This is a genomic window from Rhizobium ruizarguesonis (assembly GCF_017357285.1).
Classification (GTDB): Bacteria; Pseudomonadota; Alphaproteobacteria; order Rhizobiales; family Rhizobiaceae; genus Rhizobium; species Rhizobium ruizarguesonis.
On record NZ_CP071680.1, the window covers coordinates 116,479 to 134,220 of the forward strand.

General features: G+C 58.7%; 21 protein-coding genes. 11 read left to right on the forward strand and 10 right to left on the reverse strand.

Going from position 1 to position 17,742, the window contains the following annotated elements; genetic code table 11:
* The gene (locus J3P73_RS28490; RefSeq protein ID WP_130673839.1) at positions 1–831 is read left to right on the forward strand and encodes a shikimate dehydrogenase family protein; all 831 of its coding nucleotides are present in this window, start codon (positions 1–3) and stop codon (positions 829–831) included.
* 7 nt (positions 832–838) lie between these two features.
* Here J3P73_RS28490 and J3P73_RS28495 read toward each other — a convergent pair whose 3' ends face one another.
* From J3P73_RS28495 to pcaD, 6 genes are all read right to left on the reverse strand, one after another.
* Positions 839–1,606, reverse strand: a complete 768-nt coding sequence (locus tag J3P73_RS28495) for an SDR family oxidoreductase (protein ID WP_130774212.1) — start codon at positions 1,604–1,606, stop codon at positions 839–841.
* A gap of 67 nt (positions 1,607–1,673) precedes the next feature.
* Positions 1,674–2,720 carry a 3-carboxy-cis,cis-muconate cycloisomerase gene (locus J3P73_RS28500; RefSeq protein ID WP_130774213.1) on the reverse strand — a complete coding sequence of 349 codons (1,047 nt, stop codon included), beginning with the start codon at positions 2,718–2,720 and terminating at the stop codon, positions 1,674–1,676.
* Positions 2,721–2,931: 211 nt separating this feature from the next.
* Positions 2,932–3,543 carry a protocatechuate 3,4-dioxygenase subunit alpha gene (gene pcaG, locus J3P73_RS28505; protein ID WP_130774214.1) on the reverse strand — a complete coding sequence of 204 codons (612 nt, stop codon included), beginning with the start codon at positions 3,541–3,543 and terminating at the stop codon, positions 2,932–2,934.
* A 2-nt stretch (positions 3,544–3,545) separates the two neighbouring features.
* On the reverse strand, positions 3,546–4,295 hold the full coding sequence (pcaH, locus tag J3P73_RS28510; RefSeq protein ID WP_027690006.1) for a protocatechuate 3,4-dioxygenase subunit beta: 750 nt from the start codon (positions 4,293–4,295) through the stop codon (positions 3,546–3,548).
* 9 nt (positions 4,296–4,304) lie between these two features.
* Positions 4,305–4,709: a 4-carboxymuconolactone decarboxylase gene (pcaC, locus tag J3P73_RS28515; protein WP_130774215.1), complete on the reverse strand. Its 405-nt coding sequence runs from the start codon at positions 4,707–4,709 to the stop codon at positions 4,305–4,307.
* Positions 4,706–5,515: a 3-oxoadipate enol-lactonase gene (gene pcaD / locus J3P73_RS28520; RefSeq protein WP_024321635.1), complete on the reverse strand. Its 810-nt coding sequence runs from the start codon at positions 5,513–5,515 to the stop codon at positions 4,706–4,708. The genes pcaC and pcaD overlap by 4 nt, the downstream gene beginning before the upstream one ends.
* Positions 5,516–5,610: 95 nt before the next feature.
* Here pcaD and pcaQ point away from each other — a divergent pair, with 95 nt between their 5' ends.
* Genes pcaQ through J3P73_RS28535 form a run of 3 tightly spaced genes read left to right on the forward strand, consistent with a single transcriptional unit; the run spans position 5,611 to position 7,778 of the window.
* Complete coding sequence (pcaQ, locus tag J3P73_RS28525) at positions 5,611–6,531, forward strand: pca operon transcription factor PcaQ (RefSeq protein ID WP_130774216.1); 921 nt, start codon at positions 5,611–5,613, stop codon at positions 6,529–6,531.
* A 57-nt stretch (positions 6,532–6,588) separates the two neighbouring features.
* Positions 6,589–7,110, forward strand: coding sequence for an MbcA/ParS/Xre antitoxin family protein (locus tag J3P73_RS28530; RefSeq protein ID WP_130722427.1), 522 nt, complete (start codon positions 6,589–6,591; stop codon positions 7,108–7,110).
* On the forward strand, positions 7,107–7,778 hold the full coding sequence (locus tag J3P73_RS28535; RefSeq protein WP_130774217.1) for an RES family NAD+ phosphorylase: 672 nt from the start codon (positions 7,107–7,109) through the stop codon (positions 7,776–7,778). The genes J3P73_RS28530 and J3P73_RS28535 overlap by 4 nt, the downstream gene beginning before the upstream one ends.
* Before the next feature lie 41 nt (positions 7,779–7,819).
* On the opposite strand, the gene J3P73_RS28540 is transcribed toward J3P73_RS28535, so the two are convergent.
* Positions 7,820–8,461 (reverse strand): alpha/beta hydrolase family protein, encoded by a 642-nt coding sequence (locus tag J3P73_RS28540; protein WP_130774218.1) that lies wholly within the window; start codon positions 8,459–8,461, stop codon positions 7,820–7,822.
* A gap of 69 nt (positions 8,462–8,530) precedes the next feature.
* Between J3P73_RS28540 and J3P73_RS28545 the strand changes: the two genes are divergently transcribed.
* From J3P73_RS28545 to J3P73_RS28555, 3 genes are all read left to right on the forward strand, one after another.
* The gene (locus J3P73_RS28545; protein WP_003548476.1) at positions 8,531–8,713 is read left to right on the forward strand and encodes a hypothetical protein; all 183 of its coding nucleotides are present in this window, start codon (positions 8,531–8,533) and stop codon (positions 8,711–8,713) included.
* An 863-nt stretch (positions 8,714–9,576) separates the two neighbouring features.
* Entirely contained in the window at positions 9,577–10,527 is a 951-nt protein-coding gene (locus tag J3P73_RS28550) for a DNA-methyltransferase (protein WP_130774219.1), read from the forward strand.
* Position 10,528: 1 nt separating this feature from the next.
* The gene (locus J3P73_RS28555; protein ID WP_130774220.1) at positions 10,529–12,313 is read left to right on the forward strand and encodes a DGQHR domain-containing protein; all 1,785 of its coding nucleotides are present in this window, start codon (positions 10,529–10,531) and stop codon (positions 12,311–12,313) included.
* A 126-nt stretch (positions 12,314–12,439) separates the two neighbouring features.
* Here J3P73_RS28555 and J3P73_RS38310 read toward each other — a convergent pair whose 3' ends face one another.
* The gene (locus J3P73_RS38310; protein WP_130774242.1) at positions 12,440–12,703 is read right to left on the reverse strand and encodes a putative phage abortive infection protein; all 264 of its coding nucleotides are present in this window, start codon (positions 12,701–12,703) and stop codon (positions 12,440–12,442) included.
* Positions 12,704–13,110: 407 nt separating this feature from the next.
* Here J3P73_RS38310 and J3P73_RS28565 point away from each other — a divergent pair, with 407 nt between their 5' ends.
* From J3P73_RS28565 to tnpC, 3 genes are all read left to right on the forward strand, one after another.
* Positions 13,111–13,461 carry a transposase gene (locus J3P73_RS28565; protein ID WP_130658285.1) on the forward strand — a complete coding sequence of 117 codons (351 nt, stop codon included), beginning with the start codon at positions 13,111–13,113 and terminating at the stop codon, positions 13,459–13,461.
* Positions 13,458–13,802 (forward strand): IS66 family insertion sequence element accessory protein TnpB, encoded by a 345-nt coding sequence (gene tnpB / locus J3P73_RS28570; RefSeq protein ID WP_003592504.1) that lies wholly within the window; start codon positions 13,458–13,460, stop codon positions 13,800–13,802. Before J3P73_RS28565 ends, tnpB begins: the two co-directional genes overlap by 4 nt.
* A 74-nt stretch (positions 13,803–13,876) precedes the next feature.
* Entirely contained in the window at positions 13,877–15,469 is a 1,593-nt protein-coding gene (gene tnpC / locus J3P73_RS28575; RefSeq protein ID WP_207580070.1) for an IS66 family transposase, read from the forward strand.
* An 18-nt stretch (positions 15,470–15,487) separates the two neighbouring features.
* Here the strand turns inward: tnpC and J3P73_RS28580 are convergent, their stop codons facing one another.
* Positions 15,488–15,823: a hypothetical protein gene (locus tag J3P73_RS28580; protein ID WP_207580071.1), complete on the reverse strand. Its 336-nt coding sequence runs from the start codon at positions 15,821–15,823 to the stop codon at positions 15,488–15,490.
* A 555-nt stretch (positions 15,824–16,378) separates the two neighbouring features.
* On the reverse strand, positions 16,379–16,624 hold the full coding sequence (locus J3P73_RS37720; RefSeq protein WP_130690266.1) for a helix-turn-helix transcriptional regulator: 246 nt from the start codon (positions 16,622–16,624) through the stop codon (positions 16,379–16,381).
* A 213-nt stretch (positions 16,625–16,837) separates the two neighbouring features.
* Here J3P73_RS37720 and J3P73_RS28585 point away from each other — a divergent pair, with 213 nt between their 5' ends.
* The gene (locus tag J3P73_RS28585; RefSeq protein ID WP_130774222.1) at positions 16,838–17,728 is read left to right on the forward strand and encodes a LysR family transcriptional regulator; all 891 of its coding nucleotides are present in this window, start codon (positions 16,838–16,840) and stop codon (positions 17,726–17,728) included.
* The last annotated feature ends 14 nt before the right edge of the window (positions 17,729–17,742 follow it).

Genomic DNA, 17,742 nt, shown 5'->3' on the forward strand with positions numbered 1-17,742 from the left:
ATGATCACCGGGACGACCAAACTCATCGCTCACCTCGGCTATCCGACGGAGTCCTTCAAGGCCCCGCTGATCTACAATCCTTACTTCGAGAAGAACGGAATTGATGCCGTCGTCGTGCCGATGGGCTGCAGGCCGGAGGACTATTCGGCATTTCTGAAGCTTCTGTTCCGGTTGTCCAATATCCACGGTGCTCTGATCACGATGCCGCACAAGATTTCGACGATGGCGCTGCTCGACGAAACGTCGACCAACGCGAAAGTCGCCGGCTCGTGCAATGCAGTGCGTCTCGGTTCGGACGGCAGGCTGATCGGTGACATGTTCGATGGCGAGGGCTTCGTTCGCGGCGTGTTGCGCAAGGGTAAAAAGGTTGAAGGAGCCCATGCGCTCATTGCGGGTGCCGGCGGCGTCGGCTCGGCGATCGCGGCGTCGTTGGCACAGGCGGGCGTGGACCATCTGGCCATCTTCGACGCCAACGAGACGACCGCGACCGCGCTGCAGGACAGGCTGAGGAAATATTATCCGCAGCTTGAAGTAACGGTCGGCTCCGCCGATCCGGCAGGCTTCGACATCGTCGTCAATGCGACGCCTCTCGGAATGCGACGGGGTGACCCGCTGCCGATCGATATCGACCGCATCTCGCCTTCGACCTTCGTCGGCGAAGTCGTGATGACGAAGGAGATAACCCCTTTCCTCGAGGCCGTGCGGGCGCGCGGCTGTGCATTTCAGGTGGGGACGGACATGTTGTTCGAACAGATCCCGGCCTATCTCGAATTCTTCGAATTCCCGACGACGACTGCCGACAATCTGCGTGCCATCGCCAAGCTCGGATGATGCGAATTTAAAGCGAGGCGGTGATGCCGCCATCGACGGTCAGCATGTGGCCGTTGACGAAGGAGGAGGCATCCGAGGCCAGGAAGACGGCGGCGCCGACAAGCTCCTTGACCTCGCCCCAGCGGCCGGCCGGCGTGCGGTTTTCAAGCCAGCCGGAAAACTTCGGATCATCGACCAGCGCCTGGTTGAGCGGCGTGCGGAAATACCCGGGCGCGATCGCATTGATCTGCAGGCCGTATTTCGCCCAGTCGGTTGCCATGCCGCGCGTGAGGTTCTTTACAGCACCCTTGGTGGCGGTATAGGGCGCGATGCCGGGACGGGCGAGTTCGGCCTGGACGGAGGCGATGTTGATGATCTTGCCGCGGCCGCGCGCAATCATCGCCTGGGCGACCGGCTGGCTGACATAGAACAGGCTGGAGACATTGGTCTTGAAGATTTCGTCCCATTTGTCGACCGGAAAGTTCTCCAGCGGTGTGCGAAACTGCATGCCGGCATTGTTGATGAGGATGTCGATCGGGCCGATCTCGGCCTCGATATAGGCGATGGCAGTGCGGCTGGCCTCCGCATCGGTGACGTCGAAGGCGGCACTGACGGCATGGCGATGGCTGCGACGAATATCCTCGGCGGCGGCCTCCGCCTTCTGCGCGTTGCGGCCGTTGATGATGATCGAAGCGCCATGCTCGGCAAGCCCGACCGCCAATGCGCGGCCGATGCCCTGACTGGAGCCGGTGACTAGCGCGCGGCGGCCGGAGAGATCGAAGAGGGGAAAGGTCACGGGGCTGCTCCTGATTTCATTGCACTCTGCATAGCCGGTTTCCGGCATGAGATGCAAAGGCGCTGAATCAGGTGGTTCCAAGCCTCCTGATATTCCCCGTCAGCTCCTTCGCCAGTCGCAGGCTGGCGGCGGTTGCTATCGTCATTTGCGGCAGCAGCAGCCATTCGAGCGTCCAGGCAGCACCCGAGCGTTCCTGTTCGTGCACGAGGGACTGGTGGACGCCCGATAAAAGAGTGGCGTTGAAGCGCGCGAGCGAGATGAGGACTTCGGCAGAAACGGGGTTCTCCTTGTGCGCCATCGCCGACGAGGTGCCGCCGCCCGAGATTTCGATTTCATCGCCGTCCTGGGCAAGCAGCGCGATATCCTGCCCCATCTTGCCGAGACTGCCCGATATTGACGCGAACAGGCCGGCAATATCGGCGATTGGCAGGCGCCCGCTTTGCCATTGCGGCGCATCGGTGAGGCCGAGTTCCTGGGCGAGGGAGGCGCGGATTGCCGCGGCCTGCGACCCGAGCTTGTCCAGCGTGCCTGCCGCACCCCCGAACTGAACGGGAAAACTCTGCTCGGTCAGGCGGTCGCGATAGGTCGTCAACGGTGCGCGCCACGCATTGAGGCGATCGGCGACGGTGATCGGGATCGCCGCCTGCATGCGGGTATGACCCATCAGCTGGTTCCGGCCGAACTGGCCGTCCAGCGCATCGAGCCCCGCGGCGATGGTGGAAAGCCGGCCGGCAAATAGGAAGACGACGGCCTTCAGGCGGATCATCAGGCTGGTATCGATGACATCCTGGCTGGTAGCACCGAGATGCAGGCTTTTTGCCGCTTCCTCGCCAACATCGGTACGCAGCTGCTTGATGAGGTCGGGAACGACGACGCCGTCCCTTGCCGTTGCCGATCGAAGACTGGAGACCTCGGGTGAGAAGGCGGCGCAGGTGTCAGCGATGCGCCTTGCGGCTTCGGCAGGGATCAGGCCATGAGCGGCTTCAGCCTTGGCGAGCGCGGCCTCGAAGGAGAGCATGGCCCGGATATCCGCCTCGGCAGAGATATAGGGCGCGATTTCATCGTCGCCGAGCAGGCCGGAAAGGAAAGGATGGTCGAAGGGCGATGCGGTCATGATCGTCTCGGTTCGTGGTGGTGGCCCCTTATCCGGCTGCCGCCACTTCTCCCGGTTGGGGAAAAGGGACTCGAGGCGGCGTCCGCGCTTCATGGGCAGGTGATCTCGCGTGGGCACGTCCCCTCTCCCCTAGGGGAGAGGGCAGGGTGAGGGTGAGGGGGACGCTACCTGCAGATAACCGCCCCAGCAAGCCGATCGCGACGGCCGGCCCTTAAATATCGAGAAACACCGTTTCCTTTGGGCCTTGCAGATGGATGTCGAAATGACAGGTCGCGCCGTCGCGGGTGGCGATCATAGTCGCGACGCGCTCGCGATGTTCGATGCGCGAAAGCAGCGGGTCGGCGGTGTTGGCCTCCGTCTCTTCCGGAAAATACATGCGCGTGTGCAGGCCGATATTGATGCCGCGGGCGACGATCCAGAAGGTGATGTGCGGGGCTTGTCTGCGTCCGTCCTTGAAGGGGACGCGGCCGGGCTTGACGGTCTCGAAGCTGTAGACGCCGTCCTCAGCACGGGTCGGGCAGCGGCCCCAGCCGGTGAAATTGGGATCGGCGGCGCCGCGCATTTCCGACGGGCTGTTGTAGAGGCCGGCGCTGTCGGCCTGCCAGATCTCGATGACGGCATCGCGCACCAGCGCCCCGGCGCCGTCGAAGATCCGGCCGGTGACGGTGATACGCTCGCCGAGCGTCTTGTCGTTGACCATCGCGATGCCGAGATCGGTGTCGTAGACGCCCGCTATGTCGCAGAAATTCGGCGTCAGGCCGATATGGACATAGGGGCCTGCCGTCTGCGACGGGGTTTCCTTGAGGTAGCCGAGCTGCTGCATGGTCAGTTGCCCTCCAATTTGTTTTCGAACATGGTCGAGCGGCGGCCGCGCAGCACAATGTCGAATTTATAGGCGCGTGAATCCATCGGGATGGTGTTGCCCCAGTCGAGCGGGGCGATCAGTTGCTCGATCGCCGCCTTGTCGGGGATCGTGCCGACGATCGGACATTTCCAGATCATCGGATCGCCTTCGAAATACATCTGGGTGATCAGGCGTTGGGCAAAGCCGTGTCCGAAGATCGAAAAATGGATATGGGCGGGACGCCAGTCGTTGATACCGTTCGGCCAGGGATAGGCGCCGGGACGGATGGTGCGGAAATGGTAGTGGCCGTCCTCGTCGGTGATGGCGCGGCCGCAGCCCCCGAAATTCGGGTCGATCGCCGCCAGATAGGTTTCCTTCTTGTGGCGATAGCGGCCGCCGGCATTGGCCTGCCAGAACTCGACCAAGGCGCCGGCAACCGGCTTGGCGCGCTCGTCGAGCACGCGGCCATGGACGATGATGCGTTCGCCGATGGCACTTTCGCCGGGCTGCGCGTAGTTCAGGATCAGGTCGTTGTCGAGTTCGCCGATCATCGAGTGGCCAAAGACCGGACCGGTGGTCTCGGAAATCGTGCCGTCGAGCGACAGCAGCGCGCGCTGTGGCGCGCGCAGCACGGAGGTCTTGTAGCCGGGGGTCAGCGCCGGCGCATGCCAGGCACGGTCGCGGGCGAAGAAGCCGCCGGTCTCGGGCTTGCGGTTCGGTCGTTCGGACATTTTCCTCCCTCAGGCCGCCTTTTCGGCGTCCATCTGTTCAAAAGCCTGTTTTGCGATCTTGATCGCGTGATTGGCGGCAGGAACCCCGGCATAGATCGCCACATGCAACAGCGCCTCGCAAATATCCTCGCGGGTTGCGCCCGTATTGGCAGTGGCGCGCACATGCATGGCGACCTCGTCGTCCTGGCCAAGCGCGGCGAGCAGAGCGATCGTGACGATCGAGCGCTCGCGCTTCGTCAGCGCCGGGCGCGACCAGACATGGCCCCAGGCGGCTTCGGTGATCAACTCCTGAAAGGGGCGGTCGAACTCCGTCGATGCGGCGGCGGCGCGGTCGACATGGGCGTCGCCTAGCACGGCGCGGCGGGTCGCCATGCCCTGGCGATAGCGCTCGGAGGAGGACGCGGTCTCATTCATGGGCTGACTTCTCCAGACGGAATGGATGTGAGGAAGGCGCGGATGATCGCCGTCAGCGCCTCTGGCTGCTCGACGCAGGGAATGTGCGCGCAATCAGGGATGACCTCGTAGCGGGCGCCGGATATCAGCTTTGCAGTCGAAAGCACGAGATCGGGCGGCGTTGAGCCGTCCTGGTCGCCGACAATGCAGATCGTTGGCACAGTGATCGTCTTGGCGATTTCGGTAAAATCGGCATCGCGGATCGCGGCGCAGGCGGCGAGATAGCCCTCGACGGGCTGGCGCGTCAGCATGTTGCAATAGCCGGCATAGGCGGTGCTCTCGGGCCGGCGGAAGGCGGGCGTGAACCAGCGTTCCATGATGGCGTCGACAATGCTGCCGATCCCATTTCTCTCGACGGCGGCGATGCGGGCGTTCCAGCTCTCCGCCGTGCCGATCTTAGGGGCGGTGTCGCAGAGGATCAGCGCGCGGACCAGATCCGGCCGGCGGTGATAGAGCGACTGGGCGATGAGGCCGCCGACCGAGAGACCGCAGATGACGGCATCCTTGACCGACAGCAGATCGAGAAGGCCGGCGAGATCCGTCGCATGGTCCTCGATCGATGAGGGGAGCTGGCCGACATCGGAAAGGCCGTGGCCGCGCTTGTCGTAAAGCACGATGGCGAATTCACCGGCAAGCCGCACCACGACGTCACGCCAGATGCGGAAATCCGTTCCGAGCGAATTGGTAAAGACGATCACTGGCCTGTCGGCGGGGGCGCCGATGATCTGATAATGGATCGTCACGTCGTTTATGCGGGCGAATTGCACGTCACTCTCCTCCTGTTTGGTGAAATTGACTGGTTGATCCGGTTAAGTAAAATGATATTTACTGGCGTTTCGATAACCCTGGAGTTATGCGAGCGATGATCGACAGCCGGGTGAAGTTCCGCCATCTGCAAACCTTTGTCGAGGTAGCGCGGCAGAAGAGCGTCATGAAGGCCGCCGAATTGCTGCATGTCAGCCAGCCGGCGGTCACCAAGACGATCCGCGAACTGGAGCAGGTGCTGGGTGTCGATGTTTTCGAGCGCGACGGCCGCGGCATCAAGATCACCCGCTACGGCGAGGTCTTCCTGCGGCACGCTGGTGCTGCGCTGACCGCATTGCGCCAGGGCCTCGATTCCGTCTCGCAGGAGCAGTTTTCCGAGGCGCCGCCGATCCGCATCGGCGCGCTGCCGACGGTGTCGTCGCGCATCATGCCGCGGGCGATGGAACTCTTCCTCAAGGAAAAGACCTGGAGCCGGGTGAAGATCGTCACCGGCGAGAACGCGGTGCTCCTGGAGCAGCTTCGTGTCGGAGATCTCGATATCGTCGTTGGACGTCTGGCAGGCGCCGAGAACATGGCGGGCTTTTCCTTCGAACATCTTTATTCCGAGAAGGTGGTGTTTGCCGTGCGCGCCGGCCATCCGCTTCTCGACGGCCGGCAATCGCTGTTTGCCGGCTTCGCCAACTATACGGTGCTGATGCCGACGCGGGGCTCGATCATCCGGCCGGTGGTCGAAAACTTCTTGATCGCCAACGGCGTCTCCAGCCTGCCGAACCAGATCGAGACGGTGTCGGATTCCTTCGGCCGCGCTTTCCTCAGGGCAAGCGATGCGATCTGGATCATTTCCAACGGCGTGGTGGCGGGCGATGTCGCCGACGGGCGGCTGGCGCTTCTGCCGGTCGATACCGGCGAGACCAAGGGGCCGGTCGGGTTGACGATGCGTGCCGATGCCGTGCCGTCGCTGCCGCAATCGATCCTGATGCAGACGATCCGCGAGGCGGCAGACGAGGCGACCCTTTAAATTCGCTTGATGAATGCCCAGATTTGGACTATGTCTAATTCAAGACAGGAGGCTTTCATGCAACATGCGCGACGTGAGCAACGGGAAGACCAAGGGCCACAGCGGCTGGACATGGAGCGGTTTGCTCCGGCCAACCGCAAGAGGCTGAGCGCCCCGGCCCTGCGAACCTTTCTGGCGATCACCGATCTCTGGGGATTGACGGAAGAGCAGCGTCTGCTCGTGCTCGGCTATCCCTCCCGGTCGACCTATCACAACTGGGCCAAACAGGCGCGCGAGCATGGCGCTTTCACGCTCGATGTCGATACGCTGACTCGCATCTCGGCCCTGCTTGGTATCCATCAGGCTCTCGGCGTGCTGTTTTCCGATGAACGCGCCGGCGTCGCCTGGCTGCGCACACCGCATCAGGCGCTCGTTTTCAGCGGGCATCCGCCGCTTGATATCGTGACGAACGGGACCCAGGACGGGTTGATGACCGTCCGACGGTTTCTCGACGGCGCCCGAGGTGGTCTCTATATGCAGCCGAATGCGCTCGACGAAGCATTCACGCCGTACGAAGATGCGGACATCGTCTTCCGGTGAGGGATCGTTTTGCTGAGGCGCCGCGTCCGTCGTACCGGCTGATCCCTTCGCAATTTCCGCCAATCGGGCTTTTTGAGACGGTGACGAGGGCGGCCGATCTCGAAGCCGTGATGGAGCTCGTCGGCTGGACCAACGACCGGCTCGTCGCCGACCGCATCCAACGGCTTCCCGAGGACCAATGGGTTTACGGCATTGGTAATGCCAGTATTGTCATGGCGGCATTCCTGCATGTCGCACCTGGCGGAATGCGCTTCAATGGCCCGGATCTCGGCGCCTGGTATGCCGCCGACGATCTCAAGACGGCCGCCGCCGAAGTTGGCCATCATCTCAGGCGCGAAGCTTACGCACGTGGCGTCGCGACGATGGCGCGCACCTATCGAACCTATTCGGCCACTCTGTTTGGCGATTACCTCGACATTCGCGGCGAGCAGATGCGGCGGCCCGATGTCTATGACGGCACCAGCTATGCGGCGTCGCAAGTGCTGGGGGAAGAGGTGCGCTCGAGCGGCGGCGCCGGTATCCTTTACGACAGTGTCCGGCTGAAAGGCGGAGTGGCCATCGTCGCCCACCGGCCGCGCAATATTCAGGGCGTGGTGCAGGCTGACCACTTCGAAATCACCGTTTCCGCCACCGACCGACGCATCGATGTCAGGAAGCTTGCAGCCTGACGGCAGCCACCGCAGGCCAGCGCCGGGGATATGGGTAATACTCAAACCGGCAATCGTTCGGCCCACGCCTTTACCGCTTTCGCCATCGTGGCGAGGTGATCGGCACTGGAAAAACCGGAGATCGTCTTGCGCGGCTTGAGGTCGTGGTCGCCATCCTCGAGCCAGAGGATCTCGATCTTGTCGGACAGATCGTAGCCCGGCACCTCTTCGCGCGTGCCGAATTCGTCGCGCGTTCCCTGGCAGATCAGCGCGGGCGTCGTCAGCCCCGCGAGATGGCCGGTGCGCAGCTTCCCGGGCTGGCCGGGCGGATGGAAGGGATAGCCGAGGCAGAGCAGGCCGGCGATCTTCCCCCGACGATAGAGATCGTCGGCGATCATGCTGGCGACCCGGCCGCCCATCGACTTGCCGCCGATGATAAGCGGGCCGCTGGCGCCGAGCTCGGCGATGGCCGTTTCGTATTCGGGAATGAGCGTTTCGGCCCGCGGCGGCGGCTTGCGGCCAACCGAGGTGCGGCGGGCGGCCATATAGGCGAATTCGAAACGGGCCACACGGAAGCCGGCGTCAGCGAGTGCATTTGCCGCTGCTGTCATCGATGCGGAATCCATTGGTGCGCCGGCGCCATGCGCCAGTTGGATGGTGAAGCGCGCATCCTGAGGCCCCTGCAGCAGAAACCTGTCAAGCATTGGTAATCCTCCATCCATCGTCGGAACCATGTCGACGGCCGTGACTTCTTCCTGGAAAGGAGACTGACAATGTCGACGAATGATCAAAACGTAAAGCCCGAGCAGCGGCGCCCCAAGGATGTCGGCGCCGTTCCTGAAAAGCCGGAGCCCGCCGACGCGGAATCGATGGCGCCGCCGGTGGTGCAGCCGGCTGGGGTCAGGGACAAGAGCGAACGGCCCGTGGTCAATCCGATCACTGGGGTCGCCTCCTGATCGACTGCGGACAATTGTCGTGCAGAACCGATGAACCGCCTCTTGAAACCCCGGCGGAAAGGGTCCATATACCGGTCCTGCCTGAAAAATGGATGCGCGCGGTATCGACGTCGTCGAACTGTTCGTTGTCCGACAGGATAAGGGCGCTCCCCGCAAGGGTCGAGCGCCCTTTTTGCTTTCGAGCCATCCCTGATTTCCGCAGTCAGCCCGAGCGGACATCGGAGACTCGATCACAGAAAGAAGGCTTCGCCCTCTTTCCGATAGTGGGCCCGGAGGGAGCGCCCACCATCGCTCAAAACCCTTAGAAAGCGGGCTTTCAGGGAAGGCTTGGGGGACACGATGTCCCCCTTTTGTGTATACCCATCTGACACATAGGCAGTCCTCACACAACTACATACTTTTTCGTAGCGCTTAGCTCGGAGGTTTCTACTTGCGTAGCGGCATCCAAAGCTGTGATTGTCGCGTCCCAATAACACAACGATGGAGGATGTGGTGGGAGCGCGAGATAGATGGACGATTGCGATCAAGTGTCCAGCGTGCGGTAACTCTGGTGAGGTCGAGGTATCGCAAGAGGATGGATGGTCTTTTATGCGGGATCAGTCGACTACCATCGATCATCTGCCGAAAGGGTTCTCAATTAGAACGAGCGGGGACGCAGCTTCTATGACATTCATTTGCGATGCTGATGGCTCGGTTGCAGTTAAAGGCTGATGGTTGGCGCTGCTGAAATTTGAATAGGCGCATTTTTGCCTCACATCACCACAATTGCCTGCCTGAGTTGTGTTTGCAGCCTCGCAAACATTGTCCTTAGAACTTGGACAAAGCATCATATCGACAGTCACTGATTCGAATTGCAGAGAACCATGAGCATAGAGAACTTTCACAGCACGCAGATTGGTACAAGCGAGCTTATATGCGGTGATGTTGTAGATAGTTTGGAGAGCTTGGAGGGGCGGTCTTATCAGCTAATCGTTTCATCTCCTCCCTATAATATCGGAAAAGTGTACGAGCGGGATAGTAAGCGAACACTTGATGAGTATTCTGAGTGGCAGTTCAATGTTGTAAAGGGCCTAAAGGGTCTTCTTGCTGACAATGGCAGTATTTGTTGGCAGGTTGGAAGTTTCGTTCGCAATAATGAATACGTACCGCTGGATATAATATTTTATCGAATTTTCGCTGAACTTGGCTTTAAACTCAGAAACAGGATAATTTGGCGGTTTAATTTTGGCCTTAATTACGACAAGCGGTTCTCGGGACGATACGAGACCATGCTTTGGTTCACGAAGTCTGATGACTATGTGTTCAATCTCGATCCGGTTAGGATCCCGCAGCTTTATCCTGGGAAAAGGCACGTCCAGACAAAAGGTGCCGAGAAGGCCGGAAAACCAAGTGGTAATCCGCTCGGTAAGAACCCGTCCGACTACTGGGAGTTTTCCGCAGAGCGAGACTTCATGGCCAACCCGGTTTGGGATTTGCCTAATGTCAAAGCCAGTCACCCCGAAAAGACGAGCCACCCCTGTCAGTTCCCCATTGAACTTGCTGAGCGATGCGTGCTTGCCTTCACGAATCCCGGCGACGCGGTTCTCGATCCTTTTGTGGGCACCGGCGCCAGCCTTATAGCCGCTAAGAAACACGGTCGGGTTGCGACCGGGATAGACCGGGATGCGCCTTTTCTAGCAATTGCCGGAGAGCGCTTGGAGGCTTTTGAGAGTGGCGTGCTCCCGATGAGGCCTAGTGGGAAGGCAGTCCAGCGGCCGAACCCTAAAGACAAGGTGGCACGGGTGCCTGTCGAATGGGAAGCGAAGGTCGGTTGATATGGTGAAGAAGGGAGGGGGAAAAGGCGGCAAGAAACCTGCGTCAAAAAAGACTGCGCCAAAGAAGCTGAAGCTAACGCCTGCTCAGCGGAAAGCAAATCTGAGGACTAAACAGCATATCCGTTCGATTAAGGATGTGTTCACAGCTTTTGGTTTCAAGCACATTTCGGGGATGTCGAGAAAGAAATTCCAGTTCAAAGGGCGGGAATGTGATTTTGATGATGTGTTTTTGCTCGATAACGTTCTTGTCTTAGTTGAGCACACTGCACATGGCGAGGATCATGTGTCAGGCCATCTTGTTAATAAGAAGATAGTTTTCGACTACATTAATCAAAGTCCTGCTGAATTCATTGAATACGTCCGAGGAAATTTCTATGACTTCAGTTCTGTTGCGGATCCGCTTTATCAAGATCATCATTTTCAGGTGAAAATTGTTTACGCGTCTTTGAACAACCTCAAATCGTCCATCAAGGCGCATGTACAAGACGTATATTTCCTCGACTATCCCTATCTTCGTTACTTCAAGAATCTTGCCGCAACTATCAAAGCATCTGCCAAGTGGGAGATGCTTGGCTATCTAGGCGTCAATGCGGGTGAGTTTTCGAAGAGTATCCTGTCCGAAAGTTCCTCCAGCAACAAGTTCAATGGCTCGGTTCTCCCTGAATCGCAGTCCCACTTTCCTGCTGGATACAAGGTCGTATCATTCTACGTCAGCGCGGGTGAGCTTATACAGCGTGCGTACGTCTTGCGACGGGACAGTTGGCGCGAGAACAACAACATCTACCAGAGGCTACTCGGGCGGAAAAAAATAGAAAGCTTGCGCAAGCACCTTCTCGATAAGAGAGGGGTTGCTATCAACAACATCATCGTGACGCTGCCGGAAAGTACGAAGGTCTTGGACCTGTCTAACAAGCAGGTGGAAACTGATAAAATTAAGTCCGTTCAGCTATCCAAGGTCGAACTGCCAGTGGATTTTAATTCCATAGGCATAATCGACGGACAGCATCGTGTCTTTTCTTACTACGAGGGCGGCTCGAACGAGTCTCAGATGGCTGTCTTACGGGCACAACAGAACCTTCTCGTCACTGGAATTATATTCCCTGAGAATACTGGCGAATTGGGGCGAGATCGGTTCTCGGCGGGGCTGTTCCTTCAAATCAACACCAACCAGAGCAAGGTGAAGCCGGAACTCATCCAGGAGATAGGGGTGATCTTGCGACCCTTTGCTGTGCAGTCAATTGCCCGGCGGGTTCTACGAGAGCTAAACAACAGGGGGCCATTCTCCGATCATTTCGCGACGGCGTTTTCGGAGGGGCCTAAAGTGAAGACGGCGACTGTTGTCTCGTATGGTATAACACCGCTGGTTCGGCCTAACGCGATAGATGGCCTATTCAATGTCTGGCAGTCCGCGAATAGGGATCTGCTGGATAAAGGCGGTGTGGATCCCAGCATTGATGAGGCCGTCGTTGTTCAGTTCGCAGAGTTCTGTGTGAAAGAAATCAACACATTCACCGGGGCGGTGCGATCCTATGTTTCCTCACGTTGGACTGCGGACAAGAGTGTGGGCGACCGGATGTTGACCACGGTGATAGTGAATGGCCTGTTCCACTGCCTGCGACGAATATGTGGTAGCGGAGCGCTAATGTCCTTTGATGAATACCGTGACAAGCTTTCCGGTATAGAAAACTTTGATTTTAGCGGTTTTGGATCGAACCGTTATAATCAGCTGGGACAGCAGCTTGCGCTAGAATTCTTCGGTATTCCTAAGGGCTCAGCGGAAGAATAACGGCTAGGATCCATCTAGCTCTCTCCCAACGTTATTTAAGCCTAGTGTGGTGCGATTTCGGCAGCAGCAATGAAATGCCGCTATCATTGGCATCGCACATCTGCTGGGAGGCTGAGCAACTAGCTATCAGTCATCTCTAGCAGCAAAGGCGGTCGGGTCGTAGACCTCCTCTAATGCTCTACGTGCGATGCCGGTAGGTAGATATTTCAGCATGTGAAACTCTGTTAGGAGCGCATCAAAATCATTTGCTTGTGGCATGAGTCCGTTAAACCCGGCTAGAGCCAGCTCGTGCGACGTCAACTGGCTACGAAGCAGGTTGCTGTACTGGATCTTTTCGGGCTCAGACAGAACCTTGTCGTCTTTTATGCGACGTAGGATGGTGTAGACAATACGGAACTAGGGGCCGAAGGTGCTTTCGAACCGGGCGTGAATGCCGAGCCGGTACAACTTCTCCAGTTGAGCTTGGGTCCTTCGGGTGGCCGTCGTTCTGGTTCTAACCAAGTAACGTAGCTCGTACATTGCCGTTCGAAATGCTGCTGCTTCAGTCTGCACCTTTGATCGTTCCGACGATGTGGCAATCTTGTTTGCCTTCCGGTATGGCAGGCTGTAGCGGAAGCGCACTTCGCGGCGAGTCTCGCGGAGTAGTGCCAGTAGTTCGAAGTATGAGCTTTCAAATCGGTAAGCGACAAGCTGACCCCATCTGGCGTCGGTAGCGTTGGCCGCTGTATTTCGGACAGACGATTCACAAACTGTGAGCTTCTATGTCTGCGCCTAGCTCTGGAACTAGAAACTTCCATATGATCGAGGCTGTTCCGGAACGACTTGAGGGCGCCCCACGGCAATTTCGGCGCCGCTGGTCCGATGATTTTAAAGCGCGGGCTGTGGCTGAGGCAATGGAGCCCGGCGCAAGCGTCTCGGCCATTGCGCATCGCATCGGCATACATCCCTCGCAGCTATTTGGCTGGCGTCGTGATGCTCGTGACGGACAACGATCCTCCTCGCAAGATCGGGCTGGTCAGGCAGGGACCAGGACGATTGGCACACGTGCGATGATCGAGCTTGTCATCGGCGACGTCGTTATCCGGGCCGACGCAGATATCGGCGAAGCACAGCTGCAGCGGGTGATCCGAGCGGTGCGATCGGCATGATCCCGTCCGGCGTGAAGGTCTTTCTTGCGAGCCATCCCATCGACTTCCGAAAGGGGCCGGACAGCTTGCTTTCGCTGGTACGGGATGCTGGCAGTGATCCGTTCAACGGTGCACTTTATGTCTTTCGGGCCAAGAGAGCAGACCGAGTCAAGATCGTGTGGTGGGATGGCTCCGGCGTTTGCCTCTATGCGAAGCGGCTGGAAAAGGCCCAGTTCTGCTGGCCCCGGATCGGCCATCATCGCGTCCAGCTCAATCATGCCCAGCTTCTGGCTTTAGTCGACGGAATGGACTGGAAGCGGGTTCGATCCACGCCGGTGAAGCCTCCCGAGATTGTTGGGTAAAACCGCTGCGGCGAAGTGAATCAGGTCCCTGAAACCATGGGCGGAGCGCGGCAAAATATGCTCTGATCATACCCATGACGCGGCCCGAGATTGAGCTCCCGGATGATGTAGAGGCTCTCAAAGCCATGGTCCTTGCCATGGCCGCAAAAGCAGCCCGCATCGAGGCTTTGGAGAAACAGGTTGACGATCTAGAGGCCCGCAACGCGGACGCCGATGAGCGCATCGAGCGGCTGACGCAGATCCTGAAGGCTTTCGATCGCGCCCGATTTGGCCGACGCTCGGAAAAGCTCGGCTCATCCACCGTCGATGACGAGCAGCATGCCTTTGTCTTCGAAGAGATCGAGACCGGCATTGCGACGATCAAGGCTCAGGTCACCAAAGGCCGCGGTAGCGCGGACAGCAAACGCACTCCGAGGCCACGCAAGGGCTTTGCGCCTCATCTTGAGCGCGTCGAGGTCGTGATCGAACCGGAAGAGCTTCCAGAACATGCAGGTAAGACCAAAATCCTGATTGGAGAAGACGTCTCCGAGCGGCTGGATGTCGTGGCAGCGAAGTTCCGTGTCATCGTCACCCGCCGGCCGAAGTATGCCTTTAGGAACGAGGATGGTGTCGTCCAGGCGGCGGCTCCGGCACACATCATCGAAGGTGGCATTCCGACGGAAGCACTTCTGGCCCAGATCGCCGTTTCCAAATATGCCGACGGGCTGCCACTCTATCGCCAGGAAGCCATCTACGCACGCGACAAGGTCGAACTCGACCGCAAGCTGATGGCTCAATGGATGGGCAAGCTGGGGTTCGAGCTCAATATCCTCGCCGACTACATCCTCGATGAGATCAAGAAGGCCGAACGGATCTTTGCCGACGAAACGACCTTGCCCACACTTGCTCCTGGTTCCGGATCAGCGAAGACGGCATGGCTATGGGCGTACGCCAGGGATGACCGGACTTTTGGGGGCAGCGGTCCACCGATGGTAGCCTATCGCTTCGAGGACAGTCGAGCCACCGAGTGTGTCGCACGACACCTGAGCGGCTATCGTGGAATCCTGCAGGTCGATGGATATGCCGCTTATAACAAGCTCGTCCGGAAAGATGGAGGCAATGACAGCGCCATCCTGGCCGGCTGTTGGTCACACAGCCGGAGAAAGTTCTACGAGTTGCATGTCGCAAAGAGCTCGAAAGTCGCTACAGACACCATCGAGCGTATGGCTGGGTTATGGGAGACCGAGGAGCGTGTGCGCGGCCAAAGCCCTGAAGCTCGTGTCGCTGCACGCCAGGAGATCTCCGCAGCGATCGTCCGTGACCTCTTCACTCTCTGGCAGGCGACCCTGCCGCGGGTCTCTGGAAAATCCAAACTCGCCGAGGCTCTGCGGTATGCCATCTCACGTCGAGACATCTTCGAGCGCTTCCTGACCGACGGCCGCATCGAACTCGACTCCAACATAGTCGAGCGAGCAATCAGACCCCAAGCGATCACGAGAAAAAATAGTCTATTCGCTGGAAGCGACGGTGGCGGCCGGACTTGGGCGACCATCGCGACGCTCCTGCAAACGGCAAAGATGAATGCCGTCGATCCGCAAGCTTGGTTGACCCAGACGCTTGAGCGCCTTGCGAATGGATGGCCCAGCAGTGAAATCGACGCGCTCATGCCATGGAACTACACCGCCTGAACGGCCCCGGCTTGTCGCTTACTCAAATCGTTGGCGGTGGTAATCTTTATTCTGCTTGTCCGCAGCGTGTCCTTGCATAAAAAGCGCGGCCAAAGCGCCTGTAAACGCTAGTCCGGCGAATAGTGCATTGAGCGCTCCAAATCCGTCGCCCCACTGGCCTGCCTTCTCCATCACGTTGTCGCCCGTAGGAAGACTTTCTATAGGAGGTGCAAGGGGCAACGGCAGCTTGAGAAAGCCCTCAGTAATGAACAGCTCGGAAATGCGCGGGCCTGACATGCCCCAGTACAGCCATGCTAGTACCACAGCAAACATCACCGCTATAACCATGAATCCGCGGAATAAAATTGACGCCATCTATCTGACTCTCGTGAGGTATATGAGGCTTGGTGCCAGTGCATTGATTAATGCAATCTGTACGGGATTTGTAGTGCGTCTGCCTGTGCAGTATCCGGGAAACTAGAAAATTTTACGTGGGGGTATTTAAGTCCCTTCGTGTTGGCGTTTCCCCCCATGGTGCATCCCTTCCTTGATATGACTGAAATGCACGTCCGCAAGAGTGTGCGACCATTCTGCGCAAGCTTCATTCTCGACAGAAGCGCATAAGGCGGGGATAGGGGGATGTCCATAAGGGTATACCCCTGCGGACGGCCGCACCATTGGTCTAATCACGTCCGTAAGGATTGTTCCGTGCATCCGGATGCCCAAGTCTCCGAACATTACCCTATCGGACAGTCCGGGGCCTCATGCCCGTCATTCTTTATGCACGCGTTTCAACCGCGGAACAGAAGATCGGCCACCGGACTGCCAATCTCGGCGCCGGTTTCGTCATCGATGGAATCGCTGCCGATCATGGCGTATTGGGTATCAGCACAGGCCTCGCTGAAAGTCCCCCGCGTCCTCATGCTCCGCTCAGTTAGGGTCTTTAAACCTAACGCCCACTCCTCCACCGTTCTTGGTAATGAACTGAATCCCGGCATCTTCCAGTGTCATTCGGATTAATTTTGAATTTGCAGCTGTGATCGATGGCGGACCGTCCTCCGCTTCTGCACGCCGTATCGTCGACAATCCTACGCTGGCCGACTCTGCAAGATCTTCAGCTGTCCATCGGAGTAGAGCCCTCGCCGCCCGAATCTGAGCCCCGGTTATTTTGCTCATTATTTTCGATTTCTCATTGAAACTTTTTAGTTCATGTGCAATATTTCGGTTCAAATCAGCCGTATTCGGTGTTTGAGCCACCGAATACGGCCTGACCACAACCTAAGCTGTCAGGAGCTCGGATCATGGCTGATTCCGACAATAGCAGAACTTTGTCTGCCGTCACGCTGAGTGAACTCCATTACGCGGTTGTGGCATAGGGCAGGGGTCATCATGGAACTACGCCAGCTTTCCTACTTCGTCGCGGTGGCCGAGGAACTGCATTTCGGCCGGGCGGCAGCCAAGGTGCGCATCGCCCAGCCGGCGTTGTCCAATCATGTGCAGGCGCTGGAGCGTGAACTCGGCTGTGCGTTGTTCATCCGCTCGACCAGGCGGGTGGAACTGACCAGGGCAGGGGAGATCTTCCACGAACGCTGCGTCGGGATCCTCAGCGAGGTCGATCTGAGTGCCGAGATCACCCGGGCGGTGGCCGGCAAGACGATCCGGCAGATCAGGATCGGCACCGTCTATCCGGCGACCACCGGCGTGCTGCCGGCGTTTCTTTCAAAGATCGCCCGCAAGTACCCGGATATCCGCATCCATATATCAAGCGGCAACACCGGCGACATCATCCGTGGTCTGGAGAACGGCCAGATCAATCTCGGCTTCATCAGACCGGTGGAAAACATCGGCTCCTTGCGCTTCGCCTCGATCGCCCATGAGCGGTATCTGCTGGCGGTGGCCAAGAGCAACCGGCTGGCGGAGCAGGCAGAGATTGCCATCGACGACCTGCGCTCGGAAAGGATCATCGCCTTCAATCGCAAGAACCTCTCCTATACAGAGCGGTACTTCAACGAGAAGTTCGAGGAATATGATCTGACCCGCAACATCGCTTATAGTTGCGACGACACCTATTCGCTGGTGTCGCTGGTCTCGGCCGGCCTTGGCATCGGCTTTGCGCCGGAATGGACCGAGGGCCTGCCGAACCGAGCCTTCGAGCTAAAGGCAGTCAGAGGCATCGACTTCCGGATCGGGCTTGGTGTCGCCTGGAACAAGGAGGACCCAACCGCCTCGCGCGACGACATCGTCGACATCGCCCGCTCATTGGCACGGCCGGCCAGGTGAGGTGAGGGAGCGCC

What these genes read in the sequence shown, in the direction of transcription:
- J3P73_RS37720 (WP_130690266.1), bottom strand. Translation starts at nt 16,624, where the DNA reads ATGAGCAAAATAACCGGGGCTCAGATTCGGGCGGCGAGGGCTCTACTC.
- J3P73_RS28580 (WP_207580071.1), bottom strand. Translation starts at nt 15,823, where the DNA reads ATGGCGTCAATTTTATTCCGCGGATTCATGGTTATAGCGGTGATGTTT.
- J3P73_RS28530 (WP_130722427.1), top strand. Translation starts at nt 6,589, where the DNA reads ATGCAACATGCGCGACGTGAGCAACGGGAAGACCAAGGGCCACAGCGG.
- J3P73_RS28555 (WP_130774220.1), top strand. Translation starts at nt 10,529, where the DNA reads ATGGTGAAGAAGGGAGGGGGAAAAGGCGGCAAGAAACCTGCGTCAAAA.
- pcaG (WP_130774214.1), bottom strand. Translation starts at nt 3,543, where the DNA reads ATGCAGCAGCTCGGCTACCTCAAGGAAACCCCGTCGCAGACGGCAGGC.
- pcaQ (WP_130774216.1), top strand. Translation starts at nt 5,611, where the DNA reads ATGATCGACAGCCGGGTGAAGTTCCGCCATCTGCAAACCTTTGTCGAG.
- J3P73_RS28550 (WP_130774219.1), top strand. Translation starts at nt 9,577, where the DNA reads ATGAGCATAGAGAACTTTCACAGCACGCAGATTGGTACAAGCGAGCTT.
- J3P73_RS28540 (WP_130774218.1), bottom strand. Translation starts at nt 8,461, where the DNA reads ATGCTTGACAGGTTTCTGCTGCAGGGGCCTCAGGATGCGCGCTTCACC.
- J3P73_RS28585 (WP_130774222.1), top strand. Translation starts at nt 16,838, where the DNA reads ATGGAACTACGCCAGCTTTCCTACTTCGTCGCGGTGGCCGAGGAACTG.
- J3P73_RS28545 (WP_003548476.1), top strand. Translation starts at nt 8,531, where the DNA reads ATGTCGACGAATGATCAAAACGTAAAGCCCGAGCAGCGGCGCCCCAAG.
- pcaC (WP_130774215.1), bottom strand. Translation starts at nt 4,709, where the DNA reads ATGAATGAGACCGCGTCCTCCTCCGAGCGCTATCGCCAGGGCATGGCG.
- tnpC (WP_207580070.1), top strand. Translation starts at nt 13,877, where the DNA reads ATGACGCGGCCCGAGATTGAGCTCCCGGATGATGTAGAGGCTCTCAAA.
- pcaH (WP_027690006.1), bottom strand. Translation starts at nt 4,295, where the DNA reads ATGTCCGAACGACCGAACCGCAAGCCCGAGACCGGCGGCTTCTTCGCC.
- J3P73_RS28500 (WP_130774213.1), bottom strand. Translation starts at nt 2,720, where the DNA reads ATGACCGCATCGCCCTTCGACCATCCTTTCCTTTCCGGCCTGCTCGGC.
- J3P73_RS28490 (WP_130673839.1), top strand. Translation starts at nt 1, where the DNA reads ATGATCACCGGGACGACCAAACTCATCGCTCACCTCGGCTATCCGACG.
- J3P73_RS28565 (WP_130658285.1), top strand. Translation starts at nt 13,111, where the DNA reads ATGATCGAGGCTGTTCCGGAACGACTTGAGGGCGCCCCACGGCAATTT.
- tnpB (WP_003592504.1), top strand. Translation starts at nt 13,458, where the DNA reads ATGATCCCGTCCGGCGTGAAGGTCTTTCTTGCGAGCCATCCCATCGAC.